Source organism: Phenylobacterium sp. (assembly GCF_016793225.1).
Lineage (GTDB): Bacteria > Pseudomonadota > Alphaproteobacteria > Caulobacterales > Caulobacteraceae > Phenylobacterium.
Window position 1 is genome coordinate 23,805 of record NZ_JAEUMN010000010.1, and the last position, 22,950, is coordinate 46,754.

General features: G+C 72.5%; 22 protein-coding genes. 12 read left to right on the forward strand and 10 right to left on the reverse strand.

Annotation, left to right across the window (positions count from 1 at the left end; all coding sequences use genetic code 11):
• Positions 1–89 precede the first annotated feature (89 nt).
• Complete coding sequence (locus tag JNK30_RS00815) at positions 90–1,475, forward strand: M20/M25/M40 family metallo-hydrolase (RefSeq protein ID WP_293479272.1); 1,386 nt, start codon at positions 90–92, stop codon at positions 1,473–1,475.
• 1 nt (position 1,476) lies between these two features.
• On the opposite strand, the gene JNK30_RS00820 is transcribed toward JNK30_RS00815, so the two are convergent.
• From JNK30_RS00820 to dapA, 4 genes are read right to left on the reverse strand one after another with little or no spacing between them, the layout of a single operon-like run.
• Complete coding sequence (locus tag JNK30_RS00820) at positions 1,477–2,064, reverse strand: gamma carbonic anhydrase family protein (RefSeq protein ID WP_293479274.1); 588 nt, start codon at positions 2,062–2,064, stop codon at positions 1,477–1,479.
• Between the two features lie 29 nt (positions 2,065–2,093).
• A complete protein-coding gene (locus JNK30_RS00825) occupies positions 2,094–2,816 on the reverse strand; it encodes a GNAT family N-acetyltransferase (RefSeq protein ID WP_293479276.1) in 723 nt (240 codons plus the stop codon).
• A complete protein-coding gene (gene smpB / locus JNK30_RS00830; protein WP_293479278.1) occupies positions 2,813–3,271 on the reverse strand; it encodes an SsrA-binding protein SmpB in 459 nt (152 codons plus the stop codon). Before smpB ends, JNK30_RS00825 begins: the two co-directional genes overlap by 4 nt.
• 2 nt (positions 3,272–3,273) lie before the next feature.
• On the reverse strand, positions 3,274–4,158 hold the full coding sequence (gene dapA / locus JNK30_RS00835; protein ID WP_293479280.1) for a 4-hydroxy-tetrahydrodipicolinate synthase: 885 nt from the start codon (positions 4,156–4,158) through the stop codon (positions 3,274–3,276).
• A 126-nt stretch (positions 4,159–4,284) separates the two neighbouring features.
• On the opposite strand from dapA, the gene JNK30_RS00840 reads away from it, so the two are divergent.
• The gene (locus JNK30_RS00840; RefSeq protein WP_293479282.1) at positions 4,285–6,390 is read left to right on the forward strand and encodes a lytic transglycosylase domain-containing protein; all 2,106 of its coding nucleotides are present in this window, start codon (positions 4,285–4,287) and stop codon (positions 6,388–6,390) included.
• Positions 6,391–6,393: 3 nt separating this feature from the next.
• Here the strand turns inward: JNK30_RS00840 and JNK30_RS00845 are convergent, their stop codons facing one another.
• The 5 genes from JNK30_RS00845 to JNK30_RS00865 are packed head-to-tail and all read right to left on the reverse strand — an operon-like array spanning position 6,394 to position 9,947.
• Positions 6,394–6,774, reverse strand: a complete 381-nt coding sequence (locus tag JNK30_RS00845; RefSeq protein ID WP_293479284.1) for a hypothetical protein — start codon at positions 6,772–6,774, stop codon at positions 6,394–6,396.
• Complete coding sequence (locus JNK30_RS00850; protein WP_293479286.1) at positions 6,771–7,535, reverse strand: ABC transporter ATP-binding protein; 765 nt, start codon at positions 7,533–7,535, stop codon at positions 6,771–6,773. Before JNK30_RS00850 ends, JNK30_RS00845 begins: the two co-directional genes overlap by 4 nt.
• Positions 7,532–8,518: an iron ABC transporter permease gene (locus tag JNK30_RS00855; RefSeq protein ID WP_293479288.1), complete on the reverse strand. Its 987-nt coding sequence runs from the start codon at positions 8,516–8,518 to the stop codon at positions 7,532–7,534. Before JNK30_RS00855 ends, JNK30_RS00850 begins: the two co-directional genes overlap by 4 nt.
• Positions 8,515–9,387, reverse strand: coding sequence for an ABC transporter substrate-binding protein (locus JNK30_RS00860; protein WP_367118718.1), 873 nt, complete (start codon positions 9,385–9,387; stop codon positions 8,515–8,517). Before JNK30_RS00860 ends, JNK30_RS00855 begins: the two co-directional genes overlap by 4 nt.
• Positions 9,318–9,947 carry a TetR/AcrR family transcriptional regulator gene (locus JNK30_RS00865; protein WP_293479290.1) on the reverse strand — a complete coding sequence of 210 codons (630 nt, stop codon included), beginning with the start codon at positions 9,945–9,947 and terminating at the stop codon, positions 9,318–9,320. The genes JNK30_RS00860 and JNK30_RS00865 overlap by 70 nt, the downstream gene beginning before the upstream one ends.
• A 109-nt stretch (positions 9,948–10,056) precedes the next feature.
• Between JNK30_RS00865 and JNK30_RS00870 the strand changes: the two genes are divergently transcribed.
• Both JNK30_RS00870 and JNK30_RS00875 read left to right on the forward strand, forming a co-directional pair.
• Positions 10,057–10,962: a class I SAM-dependent methyltransferase gene (locus JNK30_RS00870; RefSeq protein WP_293479292.1), complete on the forward strand. Its 906-nt coding sequence runs from the start codon at positions 10,057–10,059 to the stop codon at positions 10,960–10,962.
• Complete coding sequence (locus tag JNK30_RS00875; RefSeq protein ID WP_293479294.1) at positions 10,959–11,750, forward strand: RNA methyltransferase; 792 nt, start codon at positions 10,959–10,961, stop codon at positions 11,748–11,750. Before JNK30_RS00870 ends, JNK30_RS00875 begins: the two co-directional genes overlap by 4 nt.
• 218 nt (positions 11,751–11,968) lie before the next feature.
• Here JNK30_RS00875 and hrpB read toward each other — a convergent pair whose 3' ends face one another.
• Positions 11,969–14,395, reverse strand: a complete 2,427-nt coding sequence (gene hrpB, locus JNK30_RS00880; protein WP_293479296.1) for an ATP-dependent helicase HrpB — start codon at positions 14,393–14,395, stop codon at positions 11,969–11,971.
• A gap of 140 nt (positions 14,396–14,535) precedes the next feature.
• On the opposite strand from hrpB, the gene JNK30_RS00885 reads away from it, so the two are divergent.
• The 8 genes from JNK30_RS00885 to JNK30_RS00920 all read left to right on the forward strand — a co-directional run.
• A complete protein-coding gene (locus JNK30_RS00885) occupies positions 14,536–16,050 on the forward strand; it encodes an amino acid permease (RefSeq protein WP_293479298.1) in 1,515 nt (504 codons plus the stop codon).
• Positions 16,051–16,131: 81 nt separating this feature from the next.
• The gene (locus JNK30_RS00890) at positions 16,132–16,812 is read left to right on the forward strand and encodes an MBL fold metallo-hydrolase (protein ID WP_293479299.1); all 681 of its coding nucleotides are present in this window, start codon (positions 16,132–16,134) and stop codon (positions 16,810–16,812) included.
• A gap of 84 nt (positions 16,813–16,896) precedes the next feature.
• Positions 16,897–17,634: a response regulator gene (locus JNK30_RS00895; RefSeq protein WP_293479301.1), complete on the forward strand. Its 738-nt coding sequence runs from the start codon at positions 16,897–16,899 to the stop codon at positions 17,632–17,634.
• A complete protein-coding gene (locus JNK30_RS00900) occupies positions 17,631–18,962 on the forward strand; it encodes an ATP-binding protein (protein ID WP_293479303.1) in 1,332 nt (443 codons plus the stop codon). Before JNK30_RS00895 ends, JNK30_RS00900 begins: the two co-directional genes overlap by 4 nt.
• A gap of 119 nt (positions 18,963–19,081) precedes the next feature.
• The gene (locus tag JNK30_RS00905; protein WP_293479305.1) at positions 19,082–20,680 is read left to right on the forward strand and encodes an efflux RND transporter periplasmic adaptor subunit; all 1,599 of its coding nucleotides are present in this window, start codon (positions 19,082–19,084) and stop codon (positions 20,678–20,680) included.
• On the forward strand, positions 20,677–21,357 hold the full coding sequence (locus JNK30_RS00910) for an ABC transporter ATP-binding protein (RefSeq protein WP_293479307.1): 681 nt from the start codon (positions 20,677–20,679) through the stop codon (positions 21,355–21,357). Before JNK30_RS00905 ends, JNK30_RS00910 begins: the two co-directional genes overlap by 4 nt.
• Positions 21,354–22,580 carry an ABC transporter permease gene (locus JNK30_RS00915; RefSeq protein WP_293479309.1) on the forward strand — a complete coding sequence of 409 codons (1,227 nt, stop codon included), beginning with the start codon at positions 21,354–21,356 and terminating at the stop codon, positions 22,578–22,580. Before JNK30_RS00910 ends, JNK30_RS00915 begins: the two co-directional genes overlap by 4 nt.
• 230 nt (positions 22,581–22,810) lie before the next feature.
• Positions 22,811–22,950: KGG domain-containing protein (locus tag JNK30_RS00920; protein WP_293479315.1), on the forward strand; the 140-nt coding region annotated here is incomplete at its 3' end.

Below are 22,950 nucleotides of genomic sequence, written 5' to 3' on the forward strand. Positions count from 1 at the left end.
CCAAAGAATGCGCTGCGGGGCGCGCCGCCTATGGCCGATGTCCCGGCGCGCCTGTAGCGTCGCCGCCATCAGCCGCTTCGGATTCCCGCGTGAAACTCGTCCTTGCCGCCGCGCTCGCGGCCGCCCTCGCCGCCCCTGCCCTGGCCGCTCCGCCGAAGCCGGACCCCGCGCTTCTCGACCGCACCCTTGAGATCCTGAAGCGGGGCGTGGCGTTCCCGACGGTGGCGGGCCGCGGCCAGACCGTGGCCTACGCCGAGTACCTGAAGAGCGTCCTCGTCGCCGGCGGATACCGGCCGGACGAGATCACGATCGAGCCGCTGAACGGGACGGCGTTCCTGATCGCCCGCTATCCCGGCACCGACCCGAAGCGGCCGCCGATCGTCATCTCGGGCCACATGGACGTGGTCGAGGCCAGGGCCGAGGACTGGGCGCGCGATCCGTTCACGCCGGTCGTCGAGGGCGGCTATCTCTACGGGCGCGGGGCGGACGACAACAAGGCCGACGTGTCGGTGGTCGTGGCGACGCTGGCGAAGTTGCGGAAGGAGGGCTGGAAGCCCGGCCGCGACGTGGTCCTGGCGCTTTCGGGCGACGAGGAGACCACCATGGTCACCACCGCAGAGCTCGCCAGGCGGCTGAAGGGCGCCGAGATGGTGCTGAACGCCGACGGCGGCGGCGGCTCGCTGGACGAGGCCGGCAAGGCGGTGGCCTACGGCGTCCAGGGCGCCGAGAAGACCTACGCCGACTTCACCATCACCTTCACCGACCCCGGCGGGCACTCGAGCCGGCCTACACCCTCGAACGCCATCTATCGCCTGTCGGCGGCGCTGGAGAAGCTGCGCGCCTACCGCTTCCCGACGATGCACAACGAGATCACCCGGGCGATGCTGGAGGCGGCGTCGCGGAGCACGCCGGGCGACCTGGGTGCGGCGATGAAGCGCTTCGCGGCAGATCCCGCCGACAAGGACGCCGTCGAGCGTCTGTCGGCGGACGCGAACTACAATCCGGTGCTGCGGACCACCTGCGTCGCGACGATGCTGTCGGGCGGACATGCGCCCAACGCCCTGCCGCAGAAGGCGAGCGCGACGGTGAACTGCCGGATCTTCCCGGGCACCTCGTCCGAGAGCGTGCGGCGGACCCTCGCGGAGGTGATCGGCGACGCGAGCGTCACGGTGACCCGGGTCGACGACGGCTCGGTCGACAGCCCCGCCTCGCCGCTGCGGCCGGACGTGATGACGGCGATCCGGAAGGCCGTGCACGCCCGCTTCCCGGGCCTGCCGATCGTGCCGAGCCAGGCGTCGGGCGCGACCGACAGCATGCATTTCCGCGCCGTGGGAATCCCCAGCTACGGGGTCTCGGGCCTGTTCATGCGGCCCGGCGAGGCCTTCGCCCACGGCCTCAACGAGAAGGTGCCGATCGCCGCCCTGGACGGCAGCCTCGCGCACTGGGACTCGATCCTGCGCGACCTGGCGAAGTAGGTCAGCCGTAGAGCGCCTGCAGGCGCGCGCGTTCGGCGCGGGAGGCCTCGGCGAAGTCGGCCGACGCCCACAGGCGGTGCTCGCCGCGGGCGTAGGCGGCGGCGTTGCGGGCGTACATCCAGGCGTTCATGGCGTTGGCGGCGGCGTTGTCCCGCTCGCGCACGACCTTGCCGGGCGCGCCCATGACGATCGAGTTGGGCGGGATGATCGTGCCCTCCTTCAGGAAGGCCTGGCCGGCGATGATGGAGTTCTCGCCGATCTCGCAGCCGTCCATGATGGTGGCGCCGATGCCCACCAGAACCCGGTCCCCGATCCGGCAGCCGTGCAGCGTGACGTGATGGGTGATCGAGCAGTCCTCGCCGATAATCGTGCCGGTCCCGGCGCCGATGTGGATCATAACGAAGTCCTGGATGTTGGTGCGGGCGCCGATGCGCACCTCCAGCACCTCGGCGCGCACCACGACGTTGGGCCAGATGGACGCTTCCGACGCGAGTTCGACTGCGCCGTAGAGCTGCGCACTCGGGTGCACGAAGGCGTCGGGCGCGATGCGCACGTTGGGGCCGAAGCGGGACTGGGGACCTTGCTGCATGGCGCGAGCCTAGCGCAGCTTCCGCAGCGTCAGCGCCAGTAGCGGTAGGTCCAGAGCGGCTGGAAGCCGGCGCGGCGATAGAGGCGGCGGGCGGGGTTGGCCTCCTCCACCTGCAGGACCACCCGGCCGATCCCCTCCGAGGCCAAGGCGCGTCCGAATGCGCCCAGGATCGCCGCCGCATGGCCCCGGCCGCGGGCCTCGGGCGCTGTGCGCATGCCGTGGACGCCGCCCCACCCTTCGAACACCGTCAGCACGCCGACGGCGCGGGTCGCCCCGTCCGCGCCGGCGGCGCCGTAACGGGCCGAGGGCGCGCGAGAGAGGTTGCGGATGCGCAGCGCGCCTTCGGCCGGATCGAAGCCGTCCCCCAGGAAGACCGCGCTCCAGGCGTCGTCGGGCCGCTCCAGCAGCCGCGCCGGCGCGTCGCCCAGGGCCGCGATGCGGGCCGCCTCGCCTAGCTTCATCACGGTGGGCTGCCGGCCGGCGACGCCGTGACGGGCCGCCGCCTCGCGGATCGGGTCGAGGGCCGGCGTGTCGGCGAGGCGGAAGGCCGGCGGCAGGCGATGGTCGCGGAAGGCCTCGACGACCCGGTCCACGCTGCGAGGATCGAGGTCGTGAGAGAGGGGCACGGCGCTCTTGGCGCGGCCGATCGCGCCATCGTCCAGCGGCACCAGCCAGCCGTCCACCTCCAGGACCCGGGGCGGCGCGACCGCGGCCACCACCGACCGCTCGAGCGCGGCGACGTCGAGGCTCAACCCTTGTCCCGCATGAGCCGGGCCTTGTCGCGCTGCCAGTCCCGCTCGGCCGCCGTCTCGCGCTTGTCGTGGATCTTCTTGCCCTTGGCGAGCGCCACCTCCAGCTTCGCCAGGCCCTTGTCGGACCAGTAGAGCTTGGTGGGGATCAGGGTCAGGCCTTCGCGCTGGACCGCGCCCATCAGCCGGTCGATCTCGCGGCGCTTGAGCAGCAGCTTCCGCGGCCGCCGGGGCTCGTGGTTGAAGTGCGGGCCGGCCTGGGCGTACTTCGGGATGTCGGCGTTCACGAGGACGATCTCGTCGCCTTCGACCGCCGCATAGCTCTCGGCGATATTGGCCTTGCCGTTGCGCAGGCTCTTCACCTCCGAGCCGGTGAGCGCGAGCCCCGCCTCGAACGTCTGTTCCAGGAAATAGTCGAACCGCGCGCGGCGGTTCTCGGCGATCGTCTTGCCGGCCATGGCTAGATAACGCCCGCCTCGCGCATTCCGGCCAACACCTCGGCGCGCGCGGCTTCGGAGCACGGCACCAGCGGGAGGCGGCCCTCCTCGCGGCAGAGGCCCAGATGCGACAGCGCGAACTTCGTGGGGCTGGGGCTGGCGTCGGAGAAGAGCGCCTTGTGCAGCCGGATCAGCCGGTCCTGGCCATAGAGCGCCTCGGCCCAGCGGCCGGCGAGCGCGTCGTTGTAGAAGGCCGACACCTGCTCGGGCGCCACGTTGCAGGTGACCGAGATGCAGCCATGGCCGCCGTGGGCCATGTAGCCCAGGGCCGAATCGTCGTTGCCCGAGAGCATCACCCAGTCCTCGCCGCACTCGAGGCGCTGGAGGCTGGCGCGGGGCAGATCGCCGGTGGCGTCCTTGATGCCGACGATGTTCGGGAGCTTCGCGAGCCGGGCGAGCGTGGCGTTGGAGATGTCGACGCTGGTCCGCGCGGGCACGTTGTAGACCAGGATCGGCAGCTGCACCGCGTCGTTGATCGCCTTGTAGTGGGCGAAGAGGCCCTCCTGGCTTGGGCGGTTGTAGTAGGGCGTCACCACCAGCGCGGCGTCGCAGCCGATGGCCTTGGCGTGGCGCACCAATTCGATCGCCTCGTCCGTAGAATTGGAGCCGGCCCCGGGAATCACCGGCACGCGGCCCCGCGCCGTGGCGACGCAGAGCTCCATCACCCGGCGGTGCTCCTCGTGGCTCAGCGTGGACGCCTCGCCGGTGGTGCCGACGGGAATCAGGCCATGGACGCCGCCGGCGATCTGGCGCTCGACCAGGGCCACGAAGGCGTCCTCGTCGACCGCGCCGTCGCGGAACGGGGTCACCAGCGCCGGCAGGACGCCGCGGAAGAGAGGTTCGGACATGGGGTGTGCAAAAGGCCGTGAATATGTCGCCTAGTGAGGCGACGTTCAGATTTGGCCGGACAATATGTTGCCGCGGGCTTGGCTCGCAATGTCGATTCCATTCATCCCCAGTCGGGGGGAGACAGGTTGAACGCACGGGTCCGTAACGCGCTGCTCGCCGGATGCGCCCTGGTGGTCGCCACCACGATGGCCCGCGCCCAGGGCGTCGACCCGATCGGGGACCTGCTGTCCGGCGGCGCCCAGGCGCCCCCCGCGCCCGCGGCGCCGGCGCCCCCGCGCCAGACGGTGGCCCGGCCTCTCTCCGCGTCCGACCAGCAGCTGTTCGCCCAGGGCCTGTCGGCGGCCCGCCGCGGCGACGTCGCCGGCGCCCGCGCGATCATCCAGCGCCTCGACGACACCGTCGCGCGCCGGACCGTCACCTGGGCCCTGGTGGACGCCAACGCCGGCGCGCTGAGCTTCGCCGAGCTGGACGCCGCACGCCGCGAGCTGGCCGGATTCCCCAGGCCCGGCCGCCGGCAAATCGCGGCCGAACGGCTCGTGGAGACCTCGGGCAAGTCCCCGTCGGAGATCGTCGCGTGGTTCGCCGGCGACCCCCCGCAGAGCGCCCAGGGCGCCATGGCGCTGGCGAGCGCCTACCGCTCGCTGGGGCGCCAGGCCGAGGCGGCGGAGCTGATCCGCACCTGGTGGCGGACGCGCAGCTTCGAGGCCGAACCGCAGCGGCAGATGCTGACGCGGTTCTCCGATGTCCTGACGGTCGACGACCACATCCGGCGGGCCGACGTCCTGCTCTACGGCGCCCAGGGCCCCGCGGCGCGCGACATGGTGACCCTGCTGCCCGCGGACCGGCAGCCGGCGGCGATCGCGCGGATCGCCCTGCGCTCCGGCGGCGCCGACGTCTATGCGGCGCTGTCGCCCGCCGACCAGGCTTCGCCCGGCGTGGCCTTCGAGCGCGCCGCCGCGCTGCGTCGCGCGGGCCGCGAGGCCGAAGCCATCGCGCTGCTGCCGAACTTCCCCACGGAGATCGTCACCCCCGAGGGCGCCGACCGCATGTGGGACGAGCGCAAGCGGCTGGTCGCCTACGCCCTGAAGCTGAACAACTGGCGCGCGGCGTACCAGGCCGCCGCCAACTCGGGGCTGAACGAGGGGACCGACGCCACCGAGGCCGAGTTCTACGCCGGGTGGATCGCCTTGAACCGGCTCAACGACGCCCCCGCCGCCGCCCGGCATTTCGCGGCGATCGAGAGGATCGGGTCGTCGCCGATCACCCGCGGCCGCGCCTTGTACTGGATGGGCCGCGCGGCCGAGCAGCGGGGCGACCGCGCAGGCGCCGAACGCCACTACCGGGACGGCGCGCAGTACCTGACGAGCTTCTACGGCCAGCTCGCCGCCGAGAAGGTGGGCCAGCCGATCCGCCTGGCGAGCGATCCGGTCCCCACGGCCGCCGAACGCGCCCGCTTCGAGGGACGCCAGGAGGTGCAGGCCATGCGGCTCCTGGCCGACCAGGGCCAGCGCGACCTGTTCCGGGCCTTCGCCCTGCACATCGACGACATCCTGCCGACCACGGTGGAAGTCGCCATGCTGGTGGACGCGATCCGCGGCTATGGCGACCAGGACACCTCGATGAAGGCGATCCGGGCCGCGGCGACCCGCAACCTGATCCTGATCGACCGCGGCTATCCCTACCGCACGCCGCCGAGCGTGGCCGGCGCGCCCGAGCCTGCGCTGGTGCTGGGGATCACGCGGCAGGAGAGCGGCTTCGACCCCGGCGTCCGCAGCCACGCCGACGCCCGCGGCATGATGCAGCTCCTGCCCTCGACCGCCCGCATCGTGGCGCGGCGGATGGGCGAGCCCTACTCGGGCCCTGCCGCGCTGTACGAGGCCGACTACAACATGCGCCTCGGCTCGTCCTTCCTGGGCCAGCTGGTGAACCAGTTCTCGGGCTCGTACGTGATGGCGGCGGCGGGCTACAACGCCGGGCCCGGCCGGCCCGTGCAGTGGATCAACACCTGCGGCGACCCGCGCGCCGGCTCGAACGATCCGCTCGACTTCATCGAGTGCATCCCGTTCTCGGAAACCCGCAACTATGTGATGCGGGTGCTGGAGAACATGACGGTCTACCGGGCCAAGTTGAACGGCGGCTCGGCGCCGATCACCCTGTCGTCGGACCTGCGGCGGGGCGGATACAGCTACGCCGCCGCCACGGGCGCGGCGACCTCCGCGAGCAACCCGTAGCGGTTAGACTGCGGCGAGACGCGCGGGCGCGGTCCTGAACCACGCGACGACGAACAGCGCGGCGAGCAGGATGTCCGGGCTCGCGACCAGCGGGACCGCGATCGGGATCCGTCCCGTCAGGTGGAGCGCCCAGCAGGCGGCGAAGTAGATCACCTTCCCCCCGGCGCCGAGCAGCATGAAGGGGCGGTAGCGGGCGGGATCGCGGCCGATCACCAGGTAGCCGAACTGCCACATCAGCGTCGAGGCGGCGAAGCCGTAGTAGGTGTCCGGATGGCTGAAGGGTCCGCTCGCGCCGGCCAGGACGCCCTCCAGGACGAAGAGCGGGGCGATGATCAGGACGCCCCAGACGCCCCCGATGGTGAAGACCCACTTCGCGAATGTCATGACCGCCCTCCCCGGCGCCTGGCGACCAGGATGGGCCCGTCGGCGGTCTCTTCCAATCGGCCATCGAGCGAGAACGCCTCTGCAAGAATGCATGGCCGGAGCGCGTGGCCCGGGGGGCCATCGGCGATGACGCGACCGCCGCTCAGGACCACGAGGCGGTCGCAGCAGCGCGCGGCGAGGCCGAGGTCGTGCAGCGTGACGACGACGCCCGCGCCGCGGGCGGCTTCCTCGCGGAAGAGCTCCAGAGCCAGCAGCTGGGCGTCCGGATCGAGCCCGGCGACCGGCTCGTCGGCCACCAGGAGCGGCGCGGCCGCGACGAGGAGCCGCGCGAGCAGCACCCTGGCGCGTTCGCCTCCGGACATCTGCAGCACGCCGCGGTCCTCCAGTCCGGCCAGGCCCACCCGGGCCAGCGCGGCCTTGGCGGCGGCCAGGACGGCGGCGGGCGGGAGCCGCGCGGCGCCCAGGCTGGCGATCCGCAGGGCGGTCATGTTCCAGCCCACGTGACGCTCCTGCGGCAGGTAGGCGGCCAGGCGCGCGCGCTCGGGGTCGGAGAGGCGCGCCACGTCGCGGCCGCCCAACTGGGCGCTGCCGGCGGCGAGGGACGCCAGGCCGAGGCCCGCGCGCAGCAGCGTCGTCTTGCCCGCCCCGTTGGGACCGACCACGCCCACGACCTCGCCCGCGGCGACGGCGAAGGTCGCGGCGTCGAGCACCGTCCGACCGCTCCGGCGGACCGTGGCGTTCTGAAGGAGGAGCGCGCTCATCCCCGCCAGCTCCGCGCCGCCCGCCAAGCGATCAGCCCGAACAGCGGCGCGCCGAAGAGCGCGGTCACCACCCCGAGCTTGAGTTCCAGGTCGGTGGGAATGAGCCGTGCGGCGATGTCGGCGGCGGCCAGGAGGACAGCGCCGGCCAGCGCGGACGGCAGCAGCATGCGCCCGGGATCGCCGCCGGCGGCCGCGCGCACCAGGTGCGGGGCGGCAAGGCCGACGAAGCCGACGATGCCCGCCATGGCGACCGAGGCCCCCGTGAGCAGGCTGGCCCCGGCGACGGCCGCGGCGCGCAGGCGCGCCATCGGCAGGCCGGACAAGGCGGCCGTCTCCTCCCCGAGCGTCAGCATGACGAGGCCCCGGGCCGCGTAGAGGCAAAGCCCCACGCCCGCCGCCAGCGCCGGGAGCTGGCGCAGGATGTCGCCCCAGTCGCGGTTCGCGACCGATCCGAGAAGCCAGGAGAACACCTCGGCCAGGGTCACCGGCGAGGGCGAGAAGTTGAACACCAGCGAGGTGAGCGCGCCCAGGAACGCCGAGAGGGCGACGCCGAAGAGGATCAGCGTCTCCGGCTCGCGAAACCGCGCCGCCAGCCAGGTGAGCAGCGCGCCGACCAGCAGCGCCGCGCCCAGCGCGGCGGCCTCGATGGCGCCCTGCAGGCCGGCGAGCCCCAGCGAGATCGCGAGCGCCGCGCCCAGTCCCGCGCCGCCCGAGACGCCGAGGACACTGGGATCGGCGAGCGGATTGCGCAGCAGCCCCTGCATGACCGCGCCGGCCAGGCCCAGCGCGCCGCCGACCACGAGGGCTGCAGCCGTACGCGGAAGCCGGATGCCGAAGAGGATCTCGTGCGGGCCGGACGACGGCTGCGCGAACGCCTGGGCGACCTGGTCCCAGGTCAGCGCCACCTCGCCCATCAGCAGCCCGGCCACCGCCAGCGCCAGGACCGCCGCCGTCAGCAGAAGATTCAGCGCGAGCGGCCTCATGGCCGGCCCGCCCGGCGCGGCGCGCGGTCCGCGAGCCTCTCGGCGGCCTCCGCTGCGCCCCAGTCGGGGCAGCCCAGCAGGGCGCCCGGCAGGCTGGCGACCGTAGCGCGCTCGACGGCGCGCTGCAGGATCCGGTGCCGACCGACGCCCCAGCTGTCGCCGGCGAGCTGGAAGGTGTCGAAGAAGCCCTGCACGACCGCCCTGGGGGGATCGAGGGCCAGGGCCTCGAGCGAGACCACCTGGTAGCCGGGCCGGCGTTCCACATTGGTGAAGCCCGCGGCCCGCAGGATCGCGTCCACCAAGGTTCCATGGCCCGCCGTGGCGCCGCCGGGCGTCAGGTAGAGGGCCCGCGCGCCGGCCCAGGCGCCGGCCGCGCGGCGCAGGCGGGCGTCCATTCCGGCGATCAGGGCCTCCCCGGCCGCCGGGCGTCCCAGCGCAGCCGCCACGGCGCGGACGCTGCGGCGGACATCGTCGAAGTCGTCGGCGTCGCCGATGGTCACCACCGTCACGCCGCGGTCCTGCAGCGCGCGGAGCAGGCGCGGCTCGCCGCCCCAGTAGCGCACCGCCACCTGGGGGCGCGCCGCAAGCGCCGTCTCCAGATCCACGCGCCGAATGGGCAGGCCTGCGGCCAGCCGGCGCAGGCGCGAGTCCGCGTCATCCGCACGCGTGGAGAGGCCGACAATGGACTCGCGGGGGCTGAGCGCCAGCACGTACTGGTCGGCGCACTGGTCGAGGGAAATGACCCGCGGCGCGGCCTGCAGGGCGGCGGGCGCCAGCAGCGTGGCGCCTAGGGCGGCCGCTAGTCGGCGACCAGCCCGTGGAGCATGCCGTCCAGGGTGATCTGCATCAGCTCGTCGGAATCGGCCCACTCGAACGCCGGCCGGCTGATCAGCAGCGCCACCACCCCATGGCAGGCCATCCAGAGCGCCTGGGCGGCCGAATCGCCCGCGCCCGTCCGCAGGCGTCCCTGCGCTGCGATCTCGCGCACCACGCCGGCGAAGTGTTCGTAGCATTGGTGGCTCAGGTCCGAGGGCGGCGCTGGCGCCTGCGATACCGGACCGCGGTCGCAATACACAAGCTGGTACGCATAGGGATGCTCGAGCCCCCAGCGCATGTAGCCTTCGAGGATCATGCGCAGGCGCACGACCGGATCCAGCTTCAGGGCCGCGCACTCGGCGTTGCGGACCAGAAGCTGCTGCAGCACGCCCTCGACGATCTCGTGCAGGATGCAGGCCTTGTCGTCGAAGTGCATGTAGAGCGCCGTCGAGGAGACCCCCACCTCGTCCGCGATCTTGCGGATGGTCGCGCCCTCGTAGCCCTCGGCCACGAAGATGCGCTCCGCGGCTTCCAGGATTTCGGCGCGGCGCAGGTGCCCGTCGCCCTTGGCCTTGCGCGCGGTCTTCCGCGTCGCAGTCCCCACCGTGCTCATGGAGTCTCCCCAGATCCTTGGCCCGGACAGCGGACCCCAATTCATGGACGGTGACAACCCCCGGGCGGCGGGCTGGACGGTGCGGGCCCGCAGCGCGTAAGGCACGGCCATGAGCGCCCCGGAGATCGCCGACGCCGCAGAGGTGATGCGCACCCACGGGTGGGCGGACTACGCCCTGCTGGATTCCGGCGGTGGCCGCAAGCTGGAGCGCTACGGTCCGTACAAGGTCGTGCGGCCCGAGCCGCAGTGCCTCTGGACGCCGCGCCTGCCCGCACACGAGTGGGAAACCGCCGACGCGGTGTTCGACCCCTCCGACGACGAGGACGCCGGGCGCTGGCGCTTCCGCGGCCGGCCGAAGGAGACCTGGCCGCTTTCGTGGCGCGACGTGCGCTTCCATGGCCGTTTCACGGCCTTCCGGCACCTGGCGTTCTTCCCTGAGCAAGCCGCCAACTGGGCGTGGCTCGACGCTCAGGTCCGCGCCGCCCGGCAGGCGGGCGAACAGCCGCGGGTGCTGAACCTGTTCGGCTACACCGGCGTGGCGAGCCTCGCGATGGCCGCGGCCGGGGCGGCCGTCACCCATGTGGACGCCTCGAAGAAGGCCGTGACCTGGTCGCGGGAGAACGCCGAGCTGTCCGGGCTGGCGGACCGTCCGATCCGCTGGATCACCGAGGACGCGCGCAAGTACGTTCAGCGAGAGGTGCGGCGCGGCTCCACCTACGAGGGGATCATCCTGGATCCGCCGAAGTACGGCCGAGGCCCCGGCGGCGAGGTGTGGCGGCTGTTCGAGGACCTGCCCGAGCTGGCAGGTCTGTGCGCGCAGCTTCTCTCGGAGAACGCGCGGTTCCTGGTGCTGAACGCCTACGCCGAGCGCATCTCCGGCGCGGCGCTGTCCGGCCTCCTGGCGGAAAAGCTCGCCGGCCGCGGCGGGCGCATCGAGTGGGGCGAACTGGCGCTGGTGGAGGCGCGAGGCGACCGCGCCATCGGCATGAGCTTCTTCGCCCGGTGGTCGCGATGAGCAGCCGGACCATCACCTCGCTCTCGAACGAGACCGTCAAGCGCGTGCGGGCCCTGCACATGCGCAAGGAGCGCGACGAGACGGGCCTCTTCGTGGCCGAGGGCCTCAAGAACGTGATCGAGGGGATCGACACCGGGCACGCGCCGAAGATCCTGATGCACGGCGCCGACGCCGCCGGTCACCCGATGATGCGAAAGGCCGTCCAGGCGACGCTCGCGGCGCGTGGCGAGGTGATCGAGGTCACCCACGACATCCTGGCCAAGGTCTCGCGGCGCGAGAACCCGCAGGCGGTGGTGGGGGTGTTCCCCCAGGCCTTCACGCCGCTCGCCGACGTGACGCCCGGGACGGCGGCGTGCGTGGTGGCGCTGCACCGGGTGCGCGATCCCGGCAACCTCGGGACCATCGTGCGCACGGCCGACGCCGCGGGCTGCGGCGCCGTGGTGCTGGTGGGCGAGTGCTGCGACCCCTACTCGGTGGAGGCGGTGCGGGCGACCATGGGCTCGATCTTCGCCGTGCCGCTGGCCAAGGCGTCGGAGGCCGAGTTCGCCGCCTGGCGGAAGGACTGGGGTGGCTCGGTCGTGGGCACCTTGCTATCGGCCACCGTGACCCATGCGGACGCCAGCTACCGCAAGCCCGCCATGGTCCTGATGGGCAATGAGCAGCAGGGCCTGCCCCCCGACATGGCCGCCCTCTGCGACGTCAACGTGAAGATCCCCATGCGCGGGCGGGCCGACAGCCTGAACCTGTCGGTGGCGACGGGGATCATGATCTACGCCGCCACGTCCTGAGCCCCCCACCGCTGTCATCCCGGTTTCGCCGCAGGCGAAGACCGGGACCCATACGCACCCGATGTCGGAAACGGCCCGCAGGCGACGCCGCGGCGCCTCATCCGGAGATGCGGAGTCTATGGCTCCCGGTGTTCCGCTGCGCGGAAACCGGGATGACAGCCTGGGTAGGGGAGCTGTGCTTCGCGGACTCCCGACGGCGGGACCCGCGAGCAAAGGGATCACGCGCCACGGGGCTTGGCGCGGGTCGTGGGCTGGGCGGCGGCGGGGTCTTCGGGCCAGACGTGTCGAGGATAGCGGCCCTTCATGTCGGTTCGGACGTCCTTCCACGAACCTCTCCAGAAGCCCGGCAGGTCCTTGGTCGTCTGGATGGGTCGGTGAGCGGGCGACAGCAGCGCGAGGGTGAGCGGGACGCCGCCCACGGCGGGGTGCTGGGCGAGGCCGTAGACCTCCTGCACGCGGACCTCCACGCGGGGGCCGGCCTCGGCGGCGTAGTCGATGGCGAAGCTGTTGCCGGTGGGGGCCGTCCAGCGGGCGGGCGCATCGGCCTCCAGGCGGCGCTGCTGGTCCCAGGGGATGAGCGCGCGCAGGGCGCCGTCCAGGGCGTCCGGCTTCAGGTCGGACAGGCGGCGGACGCCCGCGAGGAGCGGCGTCAGCCAGTCGTCGAGGCGCTCCAGCAGCGCGGCGTCGGAGAGATCGGGCCAGGCCGGTTCCCGCGCGTGCAGGAAGCCGGCGCGCTCGCGCAGGGAGGCCGCGGACGAACCCCACGGCAAGGCGGCCAGGCCCTCGCGGCGGAGGCGGTCGGCGAGCGCGCGGGCGACGAGGGCCGGGTCGGGGTTGTCGTCGATCTCCTCGCGGATCGTCAGCCGGCCGAGGCGCGTGAGCCGCTTGGCGCGCAGGCGGCCGCCGCCGCTCTCCTCCAGGCGCGCCTCGACCTCGAACTGGTCGGCGAAGGCCGCGAGCTCGGCGGGGTCCAGCGGCGCGGCGAGCAGGATGCGGTCGCGGGTCTGCCCCCCGCCCAACTCGGCGACGGCCAGCCAGGGTTCGCGCGCCAGGGCGTCCGTGGGCTCGACGAAGGCGCCACGCCCCGTGACGAGCTGGAACTCGCCCTGCCCGCCCCGCGCCTTGGCGATCCGCTCGGGATAGGCGAAGGCGGTGATGAGGCCGTCGGAGAGCGGCTCGCCCTTCCCCGCCCCGGCTGCGGCCGCCCAGCGGTCGGCGAGCGCCCGGGCGTCCCGGGCGCGGGGGCTGCGGTCGCGATCGAGCGCCTCCAGCCGATGGCGGATGTCGGCGTCGCGTCCGCCCAGGCCCCGCTCGGTGAGGAGAGCCGCGATACGCGCGGCGCGGATCGCCTGGCCAGTCTCGGCCGCTTTCAGCACCATGTGCGCCAGGCGCGGCGGCAGCGGCATGTCGCCCAGCGCCCGGCCGTGGTCGGTGAGCACGCCGTCGGCGTCCAGCGCCTCCAGCCGGCGGAGCAGTCCGCGGGCCTCGGCGAAGGCCGCGGCGGGCGGCGGGTCGAGGAAGGCCAGGTCCGAAGCGTCCCGGGCGCCCCACCGGGCGAGATCGAGGGCCAGGCCCGAGAGGTCGGCCTCGAGGATCTCCGGGTCGGCGAAGGCCGGAAGCGCGCGGGTCTCGGCCTCGTCCCACAGCCGGTAGCAGACGCCCGGCTCGGTGCGCCCGGCGCGGCCGCGCCGCTGGTCCGCCGCCGCGCGGCTGACCCGGACCGTGGCCAGGCGGGTCAGACCACTGGCGGGGTCGTAGCGGGGAACCCGGGCAAGGCCGCTGTCGATCACCACCCGGACCCCTTCGATGGTGAGGCTGGTCTCGGCGATGGACGTCGCCAGCACCACCTTGCGCCGTCCGGACGGCGCCGGCCGGATGGCGCGATCCTGGTCGCGCGGGTCCAGAGCGCCGTAGAGGGGCGCGATCTCCACCCCCGCACGGCCGCGGTCGGCCAGCCGCTCGGCCACGCGCAGGATTTCCCCCTGTCCCGGCAGGAACACGAGAAGGCTGCCGGCCTCCTCCGCGAGGGCCCGCTCAACCACGCGCACGACCTGGTCCTCGACGCGCAGCGCGGGATCGCGGCCGACGTAGCGCGTTGCGACAGGAAACATCCGCCCCTGGCTATCGATCACCGGGGCGCCCTCGAGCAGGCGCGCCACCGCAGCGCCGTCGAGCGTCGCAGACATCACCAGCAGGCGCAGGTCCGGGCGCAGGACCGACTGGGCGTCACGGGCCAGCGCGAGGCCGAGATCGGCGTCCAGGCTGCGCTCGTGGAATTCGTCGAAGATCACGGCGGCGACGCCCGACAGCTCGGGATCGGCGAGGATCATGCGGGTGAAGACGCCCTCGGTGACCACCTCCACCCGCGTGCGGGACGACACCCGGGTCTGCATCCGCACGCGCAGGCCGACCGTCTCGCCGACCCGCTCGCCCAGCGTCGCCGCCATCCGGTCGGCCGCGGCCCGCGCGGCCAGCCGGCGCGGCTCCAGCACGATGATCCGCCCGCTTCCGCTCCACGCCTCGCCGAGCAGCTCGAGCGGGACCACGGTGGTCTTGCCGGCGCCGGGCGGCGCGACAAGGACGGCGGCGTTGCGCTCGGCCAGCGACGCCTTCAGTTTGGGCAGGGCTTCGTGGATGGGAAGCATTGCCCCGCCTCTAGCCGGAAGCGGGGGCATGTGGGAACCGGCTCCGGCCTTCCCGCTTGACCCGGGGGCCGCACGCAGGCCACGGTCGCGCCAAATTTTACCTGGCGGCCGGGGGGCCGCCATTCGGAGGACCTCCACAAATGTGGCGTGTTAAGCCGCTCGACGCGATCCTTGCGACCGCGGAAAAGAAGTCCCTGCACCGCTCGCTGGGCGCCTTCCAACTCACCATGCTGGGCATCGGCGCCATCATCGGCACCGGCATCTTCGTGCTCACGGCCGAGGCGGCTCAGAAGGCCGGCCCCGGCATGATGCTGGCGTTCGTGATCGCAGGCTTCGTCTGCGCCGTCGCCGCGCTCTGCTACGCCGAAATGGCCGCCATGGTCCCGGTCTCGGGCTCGGCCTACACCTACAGCTACGCCGTCATGGGCGAGCTCCTGGCCTGGATGGTCGGCTGGGCGCTGATCCTGGAGTACGCCGTCGCCGCCGGCGCGGTCTCGGTTGGCTGGTCCGGCTACGTCGTCGGCCTGATCGAGAACGCCTTCGCCATCGACATCCCCAACGCGCTCGTGCGGGGTCCGATGGACGGCGGCCTCGTGAACCTCCCCGCCATGGGCATCGCGCTCGTCGTCACCGCCCTGCTGGTGGTCGGCACGCGGGAGAGCGCCGTGGTCAACTCGTTCCTGGTGGCGATCAAGGTGGCCGCGCTCACCCTGTTCATCGTGCTCGCCGTGCCGGTGATGAACATGGAGAACTTCACCCCGTTCGCCCCGCTCGGCTTCGCCGGCATCTCGGCGGCGGCCGCGTCCATCTTCTTCGCCTACGTGGGCTTCGACGCGGTCTCCACCGCGGCCGAGGAGACCAAGAACCCGCAGCGGAACATGCCCATCGGCCTGATCGGCTCGCTGGCCGTCTGCACGATCTTCTACCTGCTGGTCGCCGCCGGCGTGATCGGCACGGTGGGCGCCCAGCCCGTCCTGGGGGCCGACGGCGCGGCGCTGCGCCCAGGCAGCCCCGAGCTCTCGGCGGCGTGCACCGCGATCGGCGACGCCAAGGTGGTCTGCTCCAAGGAGGCGCTCGCCTGGACCCTGCGCGAGATCGGCTGGCCGCAGATCGGCAACCTGATCGGCCTCGCCGCCGGCCTCGCCCTGCCCTCGGTCATCCTGATGATGATGTTCGGCCAGACCCGGATCTTCTTCGTGATGAGCCGCGACGGCCTGCTGCCGCCGGTGCTCTCCAAGGTGCACCCGAAGTTCCACACGCCGCACGTGATCACGATCATCACGGGGGTCTTCGTGGCCCTGTTCGCGGCCTTCTTCCCCGTCGGCGTGCTGGCCGACATCTCGAACTCGGGCACTCTGTTCGCCTTCGCCATGGTGGCGATCGCGGTGGTGGTGCTGCGCCGGACCGACCCGAACCGCAACCGTCCCTTCCGGACGCCGGCGGTCTTCGTGGTCGCGCCCCTGGCGGCGATCGGCTGCGTGTACCTGTTCTTCAGCCTGTCGAACGAGACCAAGCTGATGTTCGTCGGCTGGGCCCTCTTCGGCCTGCTGGTCTACTTCCTCTACGGCTATCGCAAGAGCCACGTGGCGCACGGCTCGCCCGAGACGCACGAGCTCGATGCGGACGCCCCGCCCCCGCCGATCGCGGGGGCCTGACGGACAAGTCCAGGCGACGGAAAGGCCCGGGGGCTCCTCCCGGGCCTTTTCTTATGGAGCGTGTCGCCCGATCATGGGGCCATGAACGCGCCCTCGCCTCCGCCGCTTCCGATCCGCGCCCTGATCGCGCCGGTCACGCCCCTGCAGCAGAACTGCACCATCGTCTGGTGCGTGAAGACCAGGAAGGCGGCGATCATCGATCCCGGCGGCGAGGTCGATCGGCTCCTGGCGGCGTTGAAGGAACATGACCTGACGCTCGAGAAGATCTGGATCACGCACGGCCACCTGGACCACGCGGGCGGCACGGCCGCGCTGAAGGAGCTGACCGGCTGTCCCATCGAGGGGCCCCACCCGGACGACCAGTTCTGGATCGACGATATCGGGACCTCGGCGGCCAAGTGGGGGATGCCCGAGGCGCGGCCGTTCACGCCGGACCGCTGGCTGCAGGACGGCGACGTGGTGACCCTCGGCGAGACCGAGTTCGAGGTCTACCACTGCCCGGGTCACACGCCGGGCCACGTGGTCTTCTTCCATCGGGAAGCCAGGTTCGCCCAGGTCGGCGACGTCCTGTTCCAGGGCTCGATCGGACGCACCGACTTCCCGAAGGGGAACTACCAGCAGCTCATCGACGCCATCACCGGCAAGCTGTGGCCGCTGGGCGAGGACGTGCGCTTCGTCCCCGGCCACGGGCCGATGTCCACCTTCGGCCAGGAGCGCAAGACCAACCCGTTCGTGGCGGACATGATCCTGTCGGACGGATGAGGCCCGCTTCGTCCAGGACGCTTGCGACCAACGGGTTTCAGGTGAGACATCTGCAGGTTACGGGCGGCCGCGAACCTGTCGCCCATGGAGCTTGCGACTGACATGGCCGGGGCCGGCGCCCGTATCCTCATGGTCGACGACGACCCCGGCATCCGCGACGTGGTGTCGGACTTCCTGGGCCGTCACGGCTACAAGGTCGAGACCGCAGCCGACGCGACCGAGATGGAACGCGTCCTGGAGCGCGGCCCGATCGATCTCATCGTCCTGGACGTCATGCTGCCCGGCGAAGACGGTCTCGCCGTCTGCCGCAGGCTGACCTCCAACGACAACGCGCCTCCGATCATCATGCTCTCGGCCATGGGCGAGGACACAGACCGCATCGTCGGCCTCGAGTTGGGCGCCGACGACTATCTGGCAAAGCCCTGCAATCCTCGCGAGTTGCTGGCGCGTGTTCGCGCGGTCCTGCGGCGGGCCGAGCAAAGGTCGACCGCGGGCGCGCTGGGGGCAGGCTGCGAGTTCGCGGGCTGGCGCCTGGACCTCGTCCGCCGCGAGCTGCGGTCCCCGGACGGCGTGGTCGTGAACCTCTCCTCGGGCGAGTTCTCGCTGCTGCGCGCCTTCGTGGAGCGTCCGCAGCGGGTCCTGACCCGCGACCAGCTGCTGGAGTTCGCCCGCGGCCCGGACAGCGACGCCTTCGACCGTGCCATCGACGTCCAGATCAGCCGCCTGCGCCGCAAGCTCGACGACGGCGGCGGCGGGCACGACCTGATCCGCACTATCCGCAACGAAGGCTACATGTTCACCGCCAAGGTGAAGCGCACGTGACGCGCCGCTCCGCGCCGCTCATCGTCCAGCTGCTCACCCTGACCGGGCTGACGCTGGTGGCGGCGTGGGCCATGAGCACGCTGCTGCTGTTCGCCCTCCCCCCGCCGGCGCCGGACTTCTACCGGGTGTCCGAGATCGCGCGGACATACCAGGGCGCGGACCTGACCTTCACCGAGCGCAAGCCGCTGACGGTCGTCACCACGCGCAGGGCGCCCTCGCCGGTGCTGGAAGGCCGCACGATCCCGGACATCCGCGCGAAGATCGCTGACGACCTGGGGGTCCCGGTCGCCGACGTGGTCGTGGCCGGCGAGCGTGGGCCGCTGTCGGATCGCCGCGTCGGCCGCATCATCCGCGACCGCGCCGCCCGCGTCGGCATGACCGGCGAGGAGCACTTCCTGGTCCTGCCGTTCAAGGTGGGGGTGCGGCAGGCCGACGGGACCTGGCGGGTGGTGCAGACCAAGCCCACGTTCGGCCTGTCGGACTGGCAACAGCGGCTGGCGCTCTGGTTCGCCCTTTCGGCCCTGCTGATGTCGCCGATCGCCTGGCTGTTCGCCCGGCGGCTCACCAAGCCGATCAAGGAGTTCGCCGAGGCCGCCGAGCGGCTGGGCCGCGACCCCAACGCCCCGGCGCTGGCGCTGAAGGGGCCGGCCGAGATCGGCATGGCGTCCCGCGCCTTCAACGACATGCAGGAACGCCTGAAGCGCTACGTCGAGGATCGCACCGCCATGGTCGGCGCCATCGCCCACGACCTGCGCACGCCGCTCACGCGGCTGCGGTTCCGGATCGAGGCGCTGCCGGAGGACCAGCGCGCGAAGTACTCCGCCGACCTGGACCAGATGGAGGAGATGATCACCGCCACCCTCGCCTTCGTGCGCGACGCGACGAAGACGGGCGAGCGGACGCCGCTGGAGCTGTCCTCCCTCGTGGAGAGCCTGTGCGATGAGATGGCCGAGACGGGAGCCCGGACCGAGGTGGAGCCCGGCGACAAGGTGGTGCTCGAGGGCGACCCCATGGCGTTGCGCCGGCTGATCGCGAACCTGCTCGAGAACGCGGTGAAGTTCGGCGGCCGGGCCCGCGCCCGCGTGTTCGCCCAGGCCGGCCATGCGGTGGTCGAGATCGACGACGACGGTCCCGGCATCCCGGCGGCCGACGCGGAGAAGGTGTTCGAGCCCTTCTATCGGCGCGAGCCGTCGCGCAGCCGGCAGACGGGCGGCATCGGGCTGGGCCTCGCGGTCGTGCGCACCATCGCCCGCGGTCACGGCGGCGACGTCAGCCTGATCAACCGGGCCGGCGGCGGCCTGACAGCGCGGGTCCAGTTGCCGCTGTAAGTCGGGCGATTCCGCGGCGCGCTTCGACGACGCCGGTATCCGAACTGAAATCCTCCCGCAAAGCGCCGCCGCCACGAGTCACGTCGGGTTCATGCGGGCCCGTCGATGCTGGACCAGACATGACCGCCACACCGTCGAAACGCCGCCGCTTCCGTCTCCCGAAGGCCGCCTGGATCGCCCTGGGCGTGATCGTGCTGGTGGTGGCGGCCCTCGTCGCCTTCCAGATGCGGCCGAAGGCGCCGAAGGATCCCTACCGGTTCGCCACCGTCGAACAGGGTGACCTGACGCGCTCGGTCTCGGCCTCGGGCAGCCTGCAGGCCCTCATCACCGTCGACGTGGGCTCGCAGATCTCGGGTCAGGTGACCCGCGTGCTCGCCGACTTCAACGACGAGGTGCGCGCCGGACAGACCCTGGCCGTGATCGACCCGCAGACGTTCCAGTCGCGCGTGGCGCAGAGCCGGGCCGACATCGCCGCGGGCGAGGCCGGCGTCCGCCAGGCCGAGGCCACGCTGGCCAACGCGCAGGCCGACTACAACCGCAAGAAGGAGCTGGTGGACAAGGGCATCTATTCCCCGAGCACCCTCGATCAGGCCACCGCGGCCATGCGGGTGGCCCAGGCCCAGGTGGCCGCCGCCCGCGCCCGGGTCCAGCAGAGCCGCGCCACCCTGCGCAGCCAGCAGGTCGACCTCGGCCGCACGACCATCTCGGCGCCGATCGACGGCGTCGTGGTCGACCGCAAGGTGGAGCCCGGCCAGACGGTCGCGGCCAGCCTGCAGGCGCCGGTGCTGTTCACCATCGCCCAGGACCTCTCGAAGGTGGAGGTCAGGATCAGCGTCGACGAGGCCGACGTCGGTCAGGTCCAGGAAGGCCAGATGGTCCGCTTCACCGTCGACGCCTTCCCGGACGACACGTTCGAGGGGATCGTCACCCAGGTGCGCAAGCAGCCCACCACCGAGCAGAACGTGGTCGCCTACACCGTCATCGCCGAAGCCGATAATCCGCAACGCAAGCTGCTGCCCGGCATGACCGCCAACGCGGACATCGTCATCGAGACGAAGCGGAACGTGGTGAAGGTCCCGGCCGCTGCGCTGCGCTGGACGCCGCCGGCCGAGAACGCCGGCGGACGCGGCGGCGGCGCGCCTGGCGCGCCTGGCGGCGGCATGGTCGTGGGCGGCCCGGGCTTCGGCGGAGGCCCCCAGCGCGGCGGCGGCGCCCGGCAGGGCCAGGGCGGCCAGCGCGGCGGCCCGGGCGGGCGCATCGTCGAGCAGCTCGACCTCGACGCCCGGCAGCGGAAGGCCTGGGAGGACATCCAGGCCGAGATGCGCCCCAAACGCCAGGCCGCCATGGCTGCCGCGGCCGGTGATCGCCGCGCGGCGATGACCGCCATGCGCCAGGTGACGCAGGAGAGCCTGGCCGAGCTGACGCCGCAGCTTCGGCCCGACCAGCGGACCAAGCTGGCCGCGCTCCTGGAGACCCTTGCCGAGGGACGCGGCCGCGCCGCCGGCATGCGCGGCGGCACGGTCTATGTGCTGCGCGACGGCAAGCCCACGCCGATCCCGGTGCGCGTCGGCGCCACCGACGGGACGGCCACGGAGATCGTCAGCCGCCAGCTGAAGCCGGGCGATCAGGTGATCGTCGGCGGCGGCCCCAAGCCGCCGGCCCGGCTGGGACCGCCCGGAGGCGGCGGCGGCGGGGGCGGCGTTCGGGTGAAGATGTGATCTCGGTCGCCGACCTCACCAAGGTCTACCGGATGGGCGACGAGGACGTGCCCGCGCTGGCGGGCGTGTCGCTCGAGATCGGCCGCGGCGAATACGTGGCGGTCATCGGCCCCTCCGGCTCGGGCAAGTCGACGCTGATGAACATCCTGGGCGGGCTCGACCGGCCCACCTCGGGCAGCTACCGCTTCGAGGGCGAAGAGGTCGGCGAGTTCGACGACGACCAGCTCGCGGGCTTCCGCCGGCGGCGGATCGGCTTCGTCTTCCAGTCCTTCCAGCTCCTGCCCCGCCTGACGGCCCTTCAGAACGTCGAGCTGCCGATGATCTACGCCGGCGCCGCGCCGGCCGAGCGCCGGGCGCGGGCCCGGGAACTGCTGGAGCGCGTCGGCCTCGGCTCGCGCATGGGACACCGGCCGACGCAGCTCTCGGGCGGGCAGCAGCAGCGGGTCGCCATCGCCCGCTCGCTGGCCAACCGCCCCGACCTGCTGCTCGCCGACGAGCCGACCGGCGCGCTCGACACCCATACCGGCGAGGAGGTGCTCAAGCTCTTCCACGAGCTCAACGCCGACGGGCTCACGCTGGCGATCGTCACCCACGATCCGGATGTGGCGAACGAGGCCCACCGGCGGGTGGCCTTCCGCGACGGCCTGATCGTCTCGGACGAGCGGAGCGCGGCATGAGGTTCGTCGAGCTGATCCGCTTCGCCCTGGGCGCCATCGTCGCCCACCCCATGCGCAGCGGCCTGACGTCGCTGGGGGTGGTGATCGGCGTCGCCGCCGTAGTGATGATGACCGCCATCGGACTGGGCGCGCAGCAACGGGTCACCAGCGCGATCTCCGGGCTGGGCTCCAACCTCATCATCGTGAGCCCCAGTTTTCAGCGGGGTCCCGTCAGCCAGGGCGCGGGAGCCGGCATGTCCCTTCGCGACAGCGACGCCGAGGCCATCGCGCGCCAGGTCGAGGACGTCGCCGCCGTCGCGCCAGCGGTCACCACGCGCGCGCAGCTGGCGGCGGACGGAGCCAACTGGAACACGCGGATCGACGGCGTGACGCCGGACTATCTCGTGGCCCGCGACCTCGTCATCGCCCGCGGCCGGATGTTCGACGAACGGGAAGCGCGGCAGGGCAAGAAGGTGATCGTGGTGGGCCCGACGGTGGCCCGCGAGCTGTGGGGCGACACCGATCCGATCGGCAGGCGCATCCGCGTGCGCTCGGTCCCGTTCGAGGTGATCGGGGTCCTGGAGTCCAAGGGCAACGCCGGCCTGGGCCAGGACCAGGACGACGTGGCCCTGGCGCCGCTGCAGGCGGTGCGGTCGCGGCTGGTGGGCCGCCGGTTCCGCGGGGACACGATCCAGACGATGTACGTGAAGTCGCTGGACGCCGACTCCCTCGACCGGGTGCAGGAGGACGTCACCAACCTGCTGCGCGAGACCCACCGCATCCGGCCCGGCGAGGAGGATGACTTCCAGACCCAGAACATGGCCTCGATCCTGGCCACCATGCAGGCGGCGGTGGCCACGTTCACGGTGTTCCTCGCCGCCGTGGCGGCGGTGTCGCTGGTGGTGGGCGGCGTCGGCATCATGAACATCATGCTGGTCTCGGTCACCGAACGGACCCGCGAGATCGGCCTGCGCATGGCGCTGGGCGCGAAGCGGTCCGACGTGCTGATCCAGTTCGCCCTGGAGTCCGTCGCGCTCTCGATGGCGGGGGGACTGATCGGCCTCACGATCGGTGTGCTGGGCGCGCTCGGCGTCGCCAGGCTGGCCGACTGGCCGGCCGCGGTCCCGCCCTGGGCCGCGCCGCTGGCTCTGGGCTTCTCGATGGTCGTGGGGCTGGTGTTCGGCGCCTACCCGTCGTGGCGGGCCGCCCGCCTCGACCCCATCGAGGCGCTGCGTCGCGAATAAGTCGCGTCTGCGGCTGCAACCTTGACTGGCTTCAGGGGTTAGCCAGACCGCAAGCCCCTTGCGGAACGACCCCAGTCAGCACGGAGACCCACCGTCGACGAAAACGCCCGAGGAACCCAGGCGCGCCGCGCCGGCGTCCCTCCCGTGCACCGGCCGATGGCGAGCGGTCGGCGGCGCGCGTCCCGCGAAGACAGCCCCCAACTCGCCGAGTAAGTGAGGAGAGTCCCTCGATGGCCACCGCTGACACCGGCAAGCCCCGCGCCCGACGCGGCTTCGCCGCCATGAACCCCGAACGCCGCCGCGAGATCGCCCGCAAGGGCGGCGCCAGCGTCCCCGGCGAGAAGCGCAGCTTCGCCAAGGACCGCGACCT

Bases quoted from the DNA above. Each gene is read 5' to 3' on its own strand.
- JNK30_RS00820 (WP_293479274.1), bottom strand. From the start codon at position 2,064: ATGCAGCAAGGTCCCCAGTCCCGCTTCGGCCCCAACGTGCGCATCGCG.
- JNK30_RS00915 (WP_293479309.1), top strand. From the start codon at position 21,354: ATGAGGTTCGTCGAGCTGATCCGCTTCGCCCTGGGCGCCATCGTCGCC.
- dapA (WP_293479280.1), bottom strand. From the start codon at position 4,158: ATGTCCGAACCTCTCTTCCGCGGCGTCCTGCCGGCGCTGGTGACCCCG.
- hrpB (WP_293479296.1), bottom strand. From the start codon at position 14,395: ATGCTTCCCATCCACGAAGCCCTGCCCAAACTGAAGGCGTCGCTGGCC.
- JNK30_RS00850 (WP_293479286.1), bottom strand. From the start codon at position 7,535: ATGAGCGCGCTCCTCCTTCAGAACGCCACGGTCCGCCGGAGCGGTCGG.
- JNK30_RS00890 (WP_293479299.1), top strand. From the start codon at position 16,132: ATGAACGCGCCCTCGCCTCCGCCGCTTCCGATCCGCGCCCTGATCGCG.
- JNK30_RS00845 (WP_293479284.1), bottom strand. From the start codon at position 6,774: ATGACATTCGCGAAGTGGGTCTTCACCATCGGGGGCGTCTGGGGCGTC.
- JNK30_RS00885 (WP_293479298.1), top strand. From the start codon at position 14,536: ATGTGGCGTGTTAAGCCGCTCGACGCGATCCTTGCGACCGCGGAAAAG.
- JNK30_RS00895 (WP_293479301.1), top strand. From the start codon at position 16,897: ATGGAGCTTGCGACTGACATGGCCGGGGCCGGCGCCCGTATCCTCATG.
- JNK30_RS00870 (WP_293479292.1), top strand. From the start codon at position 10,057: ATGAGCGCCCCGGAGATCGCCGACGCCGCAGAGGTGATGCGCACCCAC.
- smpB (WP_293479278.1), bottom strand. From the start codon at position 3,271: ATGGCCGGCAAGACGATCGCCGAGAACCGCCGCGCGCGGTTCGACTAT.
- JNK30_RS00855 (WP_293479288.1), bottom strand. From the start codon at position 8,518: ATGAGGCCGCTCGCGCTGAATCTTCTGCTGACGGCGGCGGTCCTGGCG.
- JNK30_RS00865 (WP_293479290.1), bottom strand. From the start codon at position 9,947: ATGAGCACGGTGGGGACTGCGACGCGGAAGACCGCGCGCAAGGCCAAG.
- JNK30_RS00875 (WP_293479294.1), top strand. From the start codon at position 10,959: ATGAGCAGCCGGACCATCACCTCGCTCTCGAACGAGACCGTCAAGCGC.
- JNK30_RS00905 (WP_293479305.1), top strand. From the start codon at position 19,082: ATGACCGCCACACCGTCGAAACGCCGCCGCTTCCGTCTCCCGAAGGCC.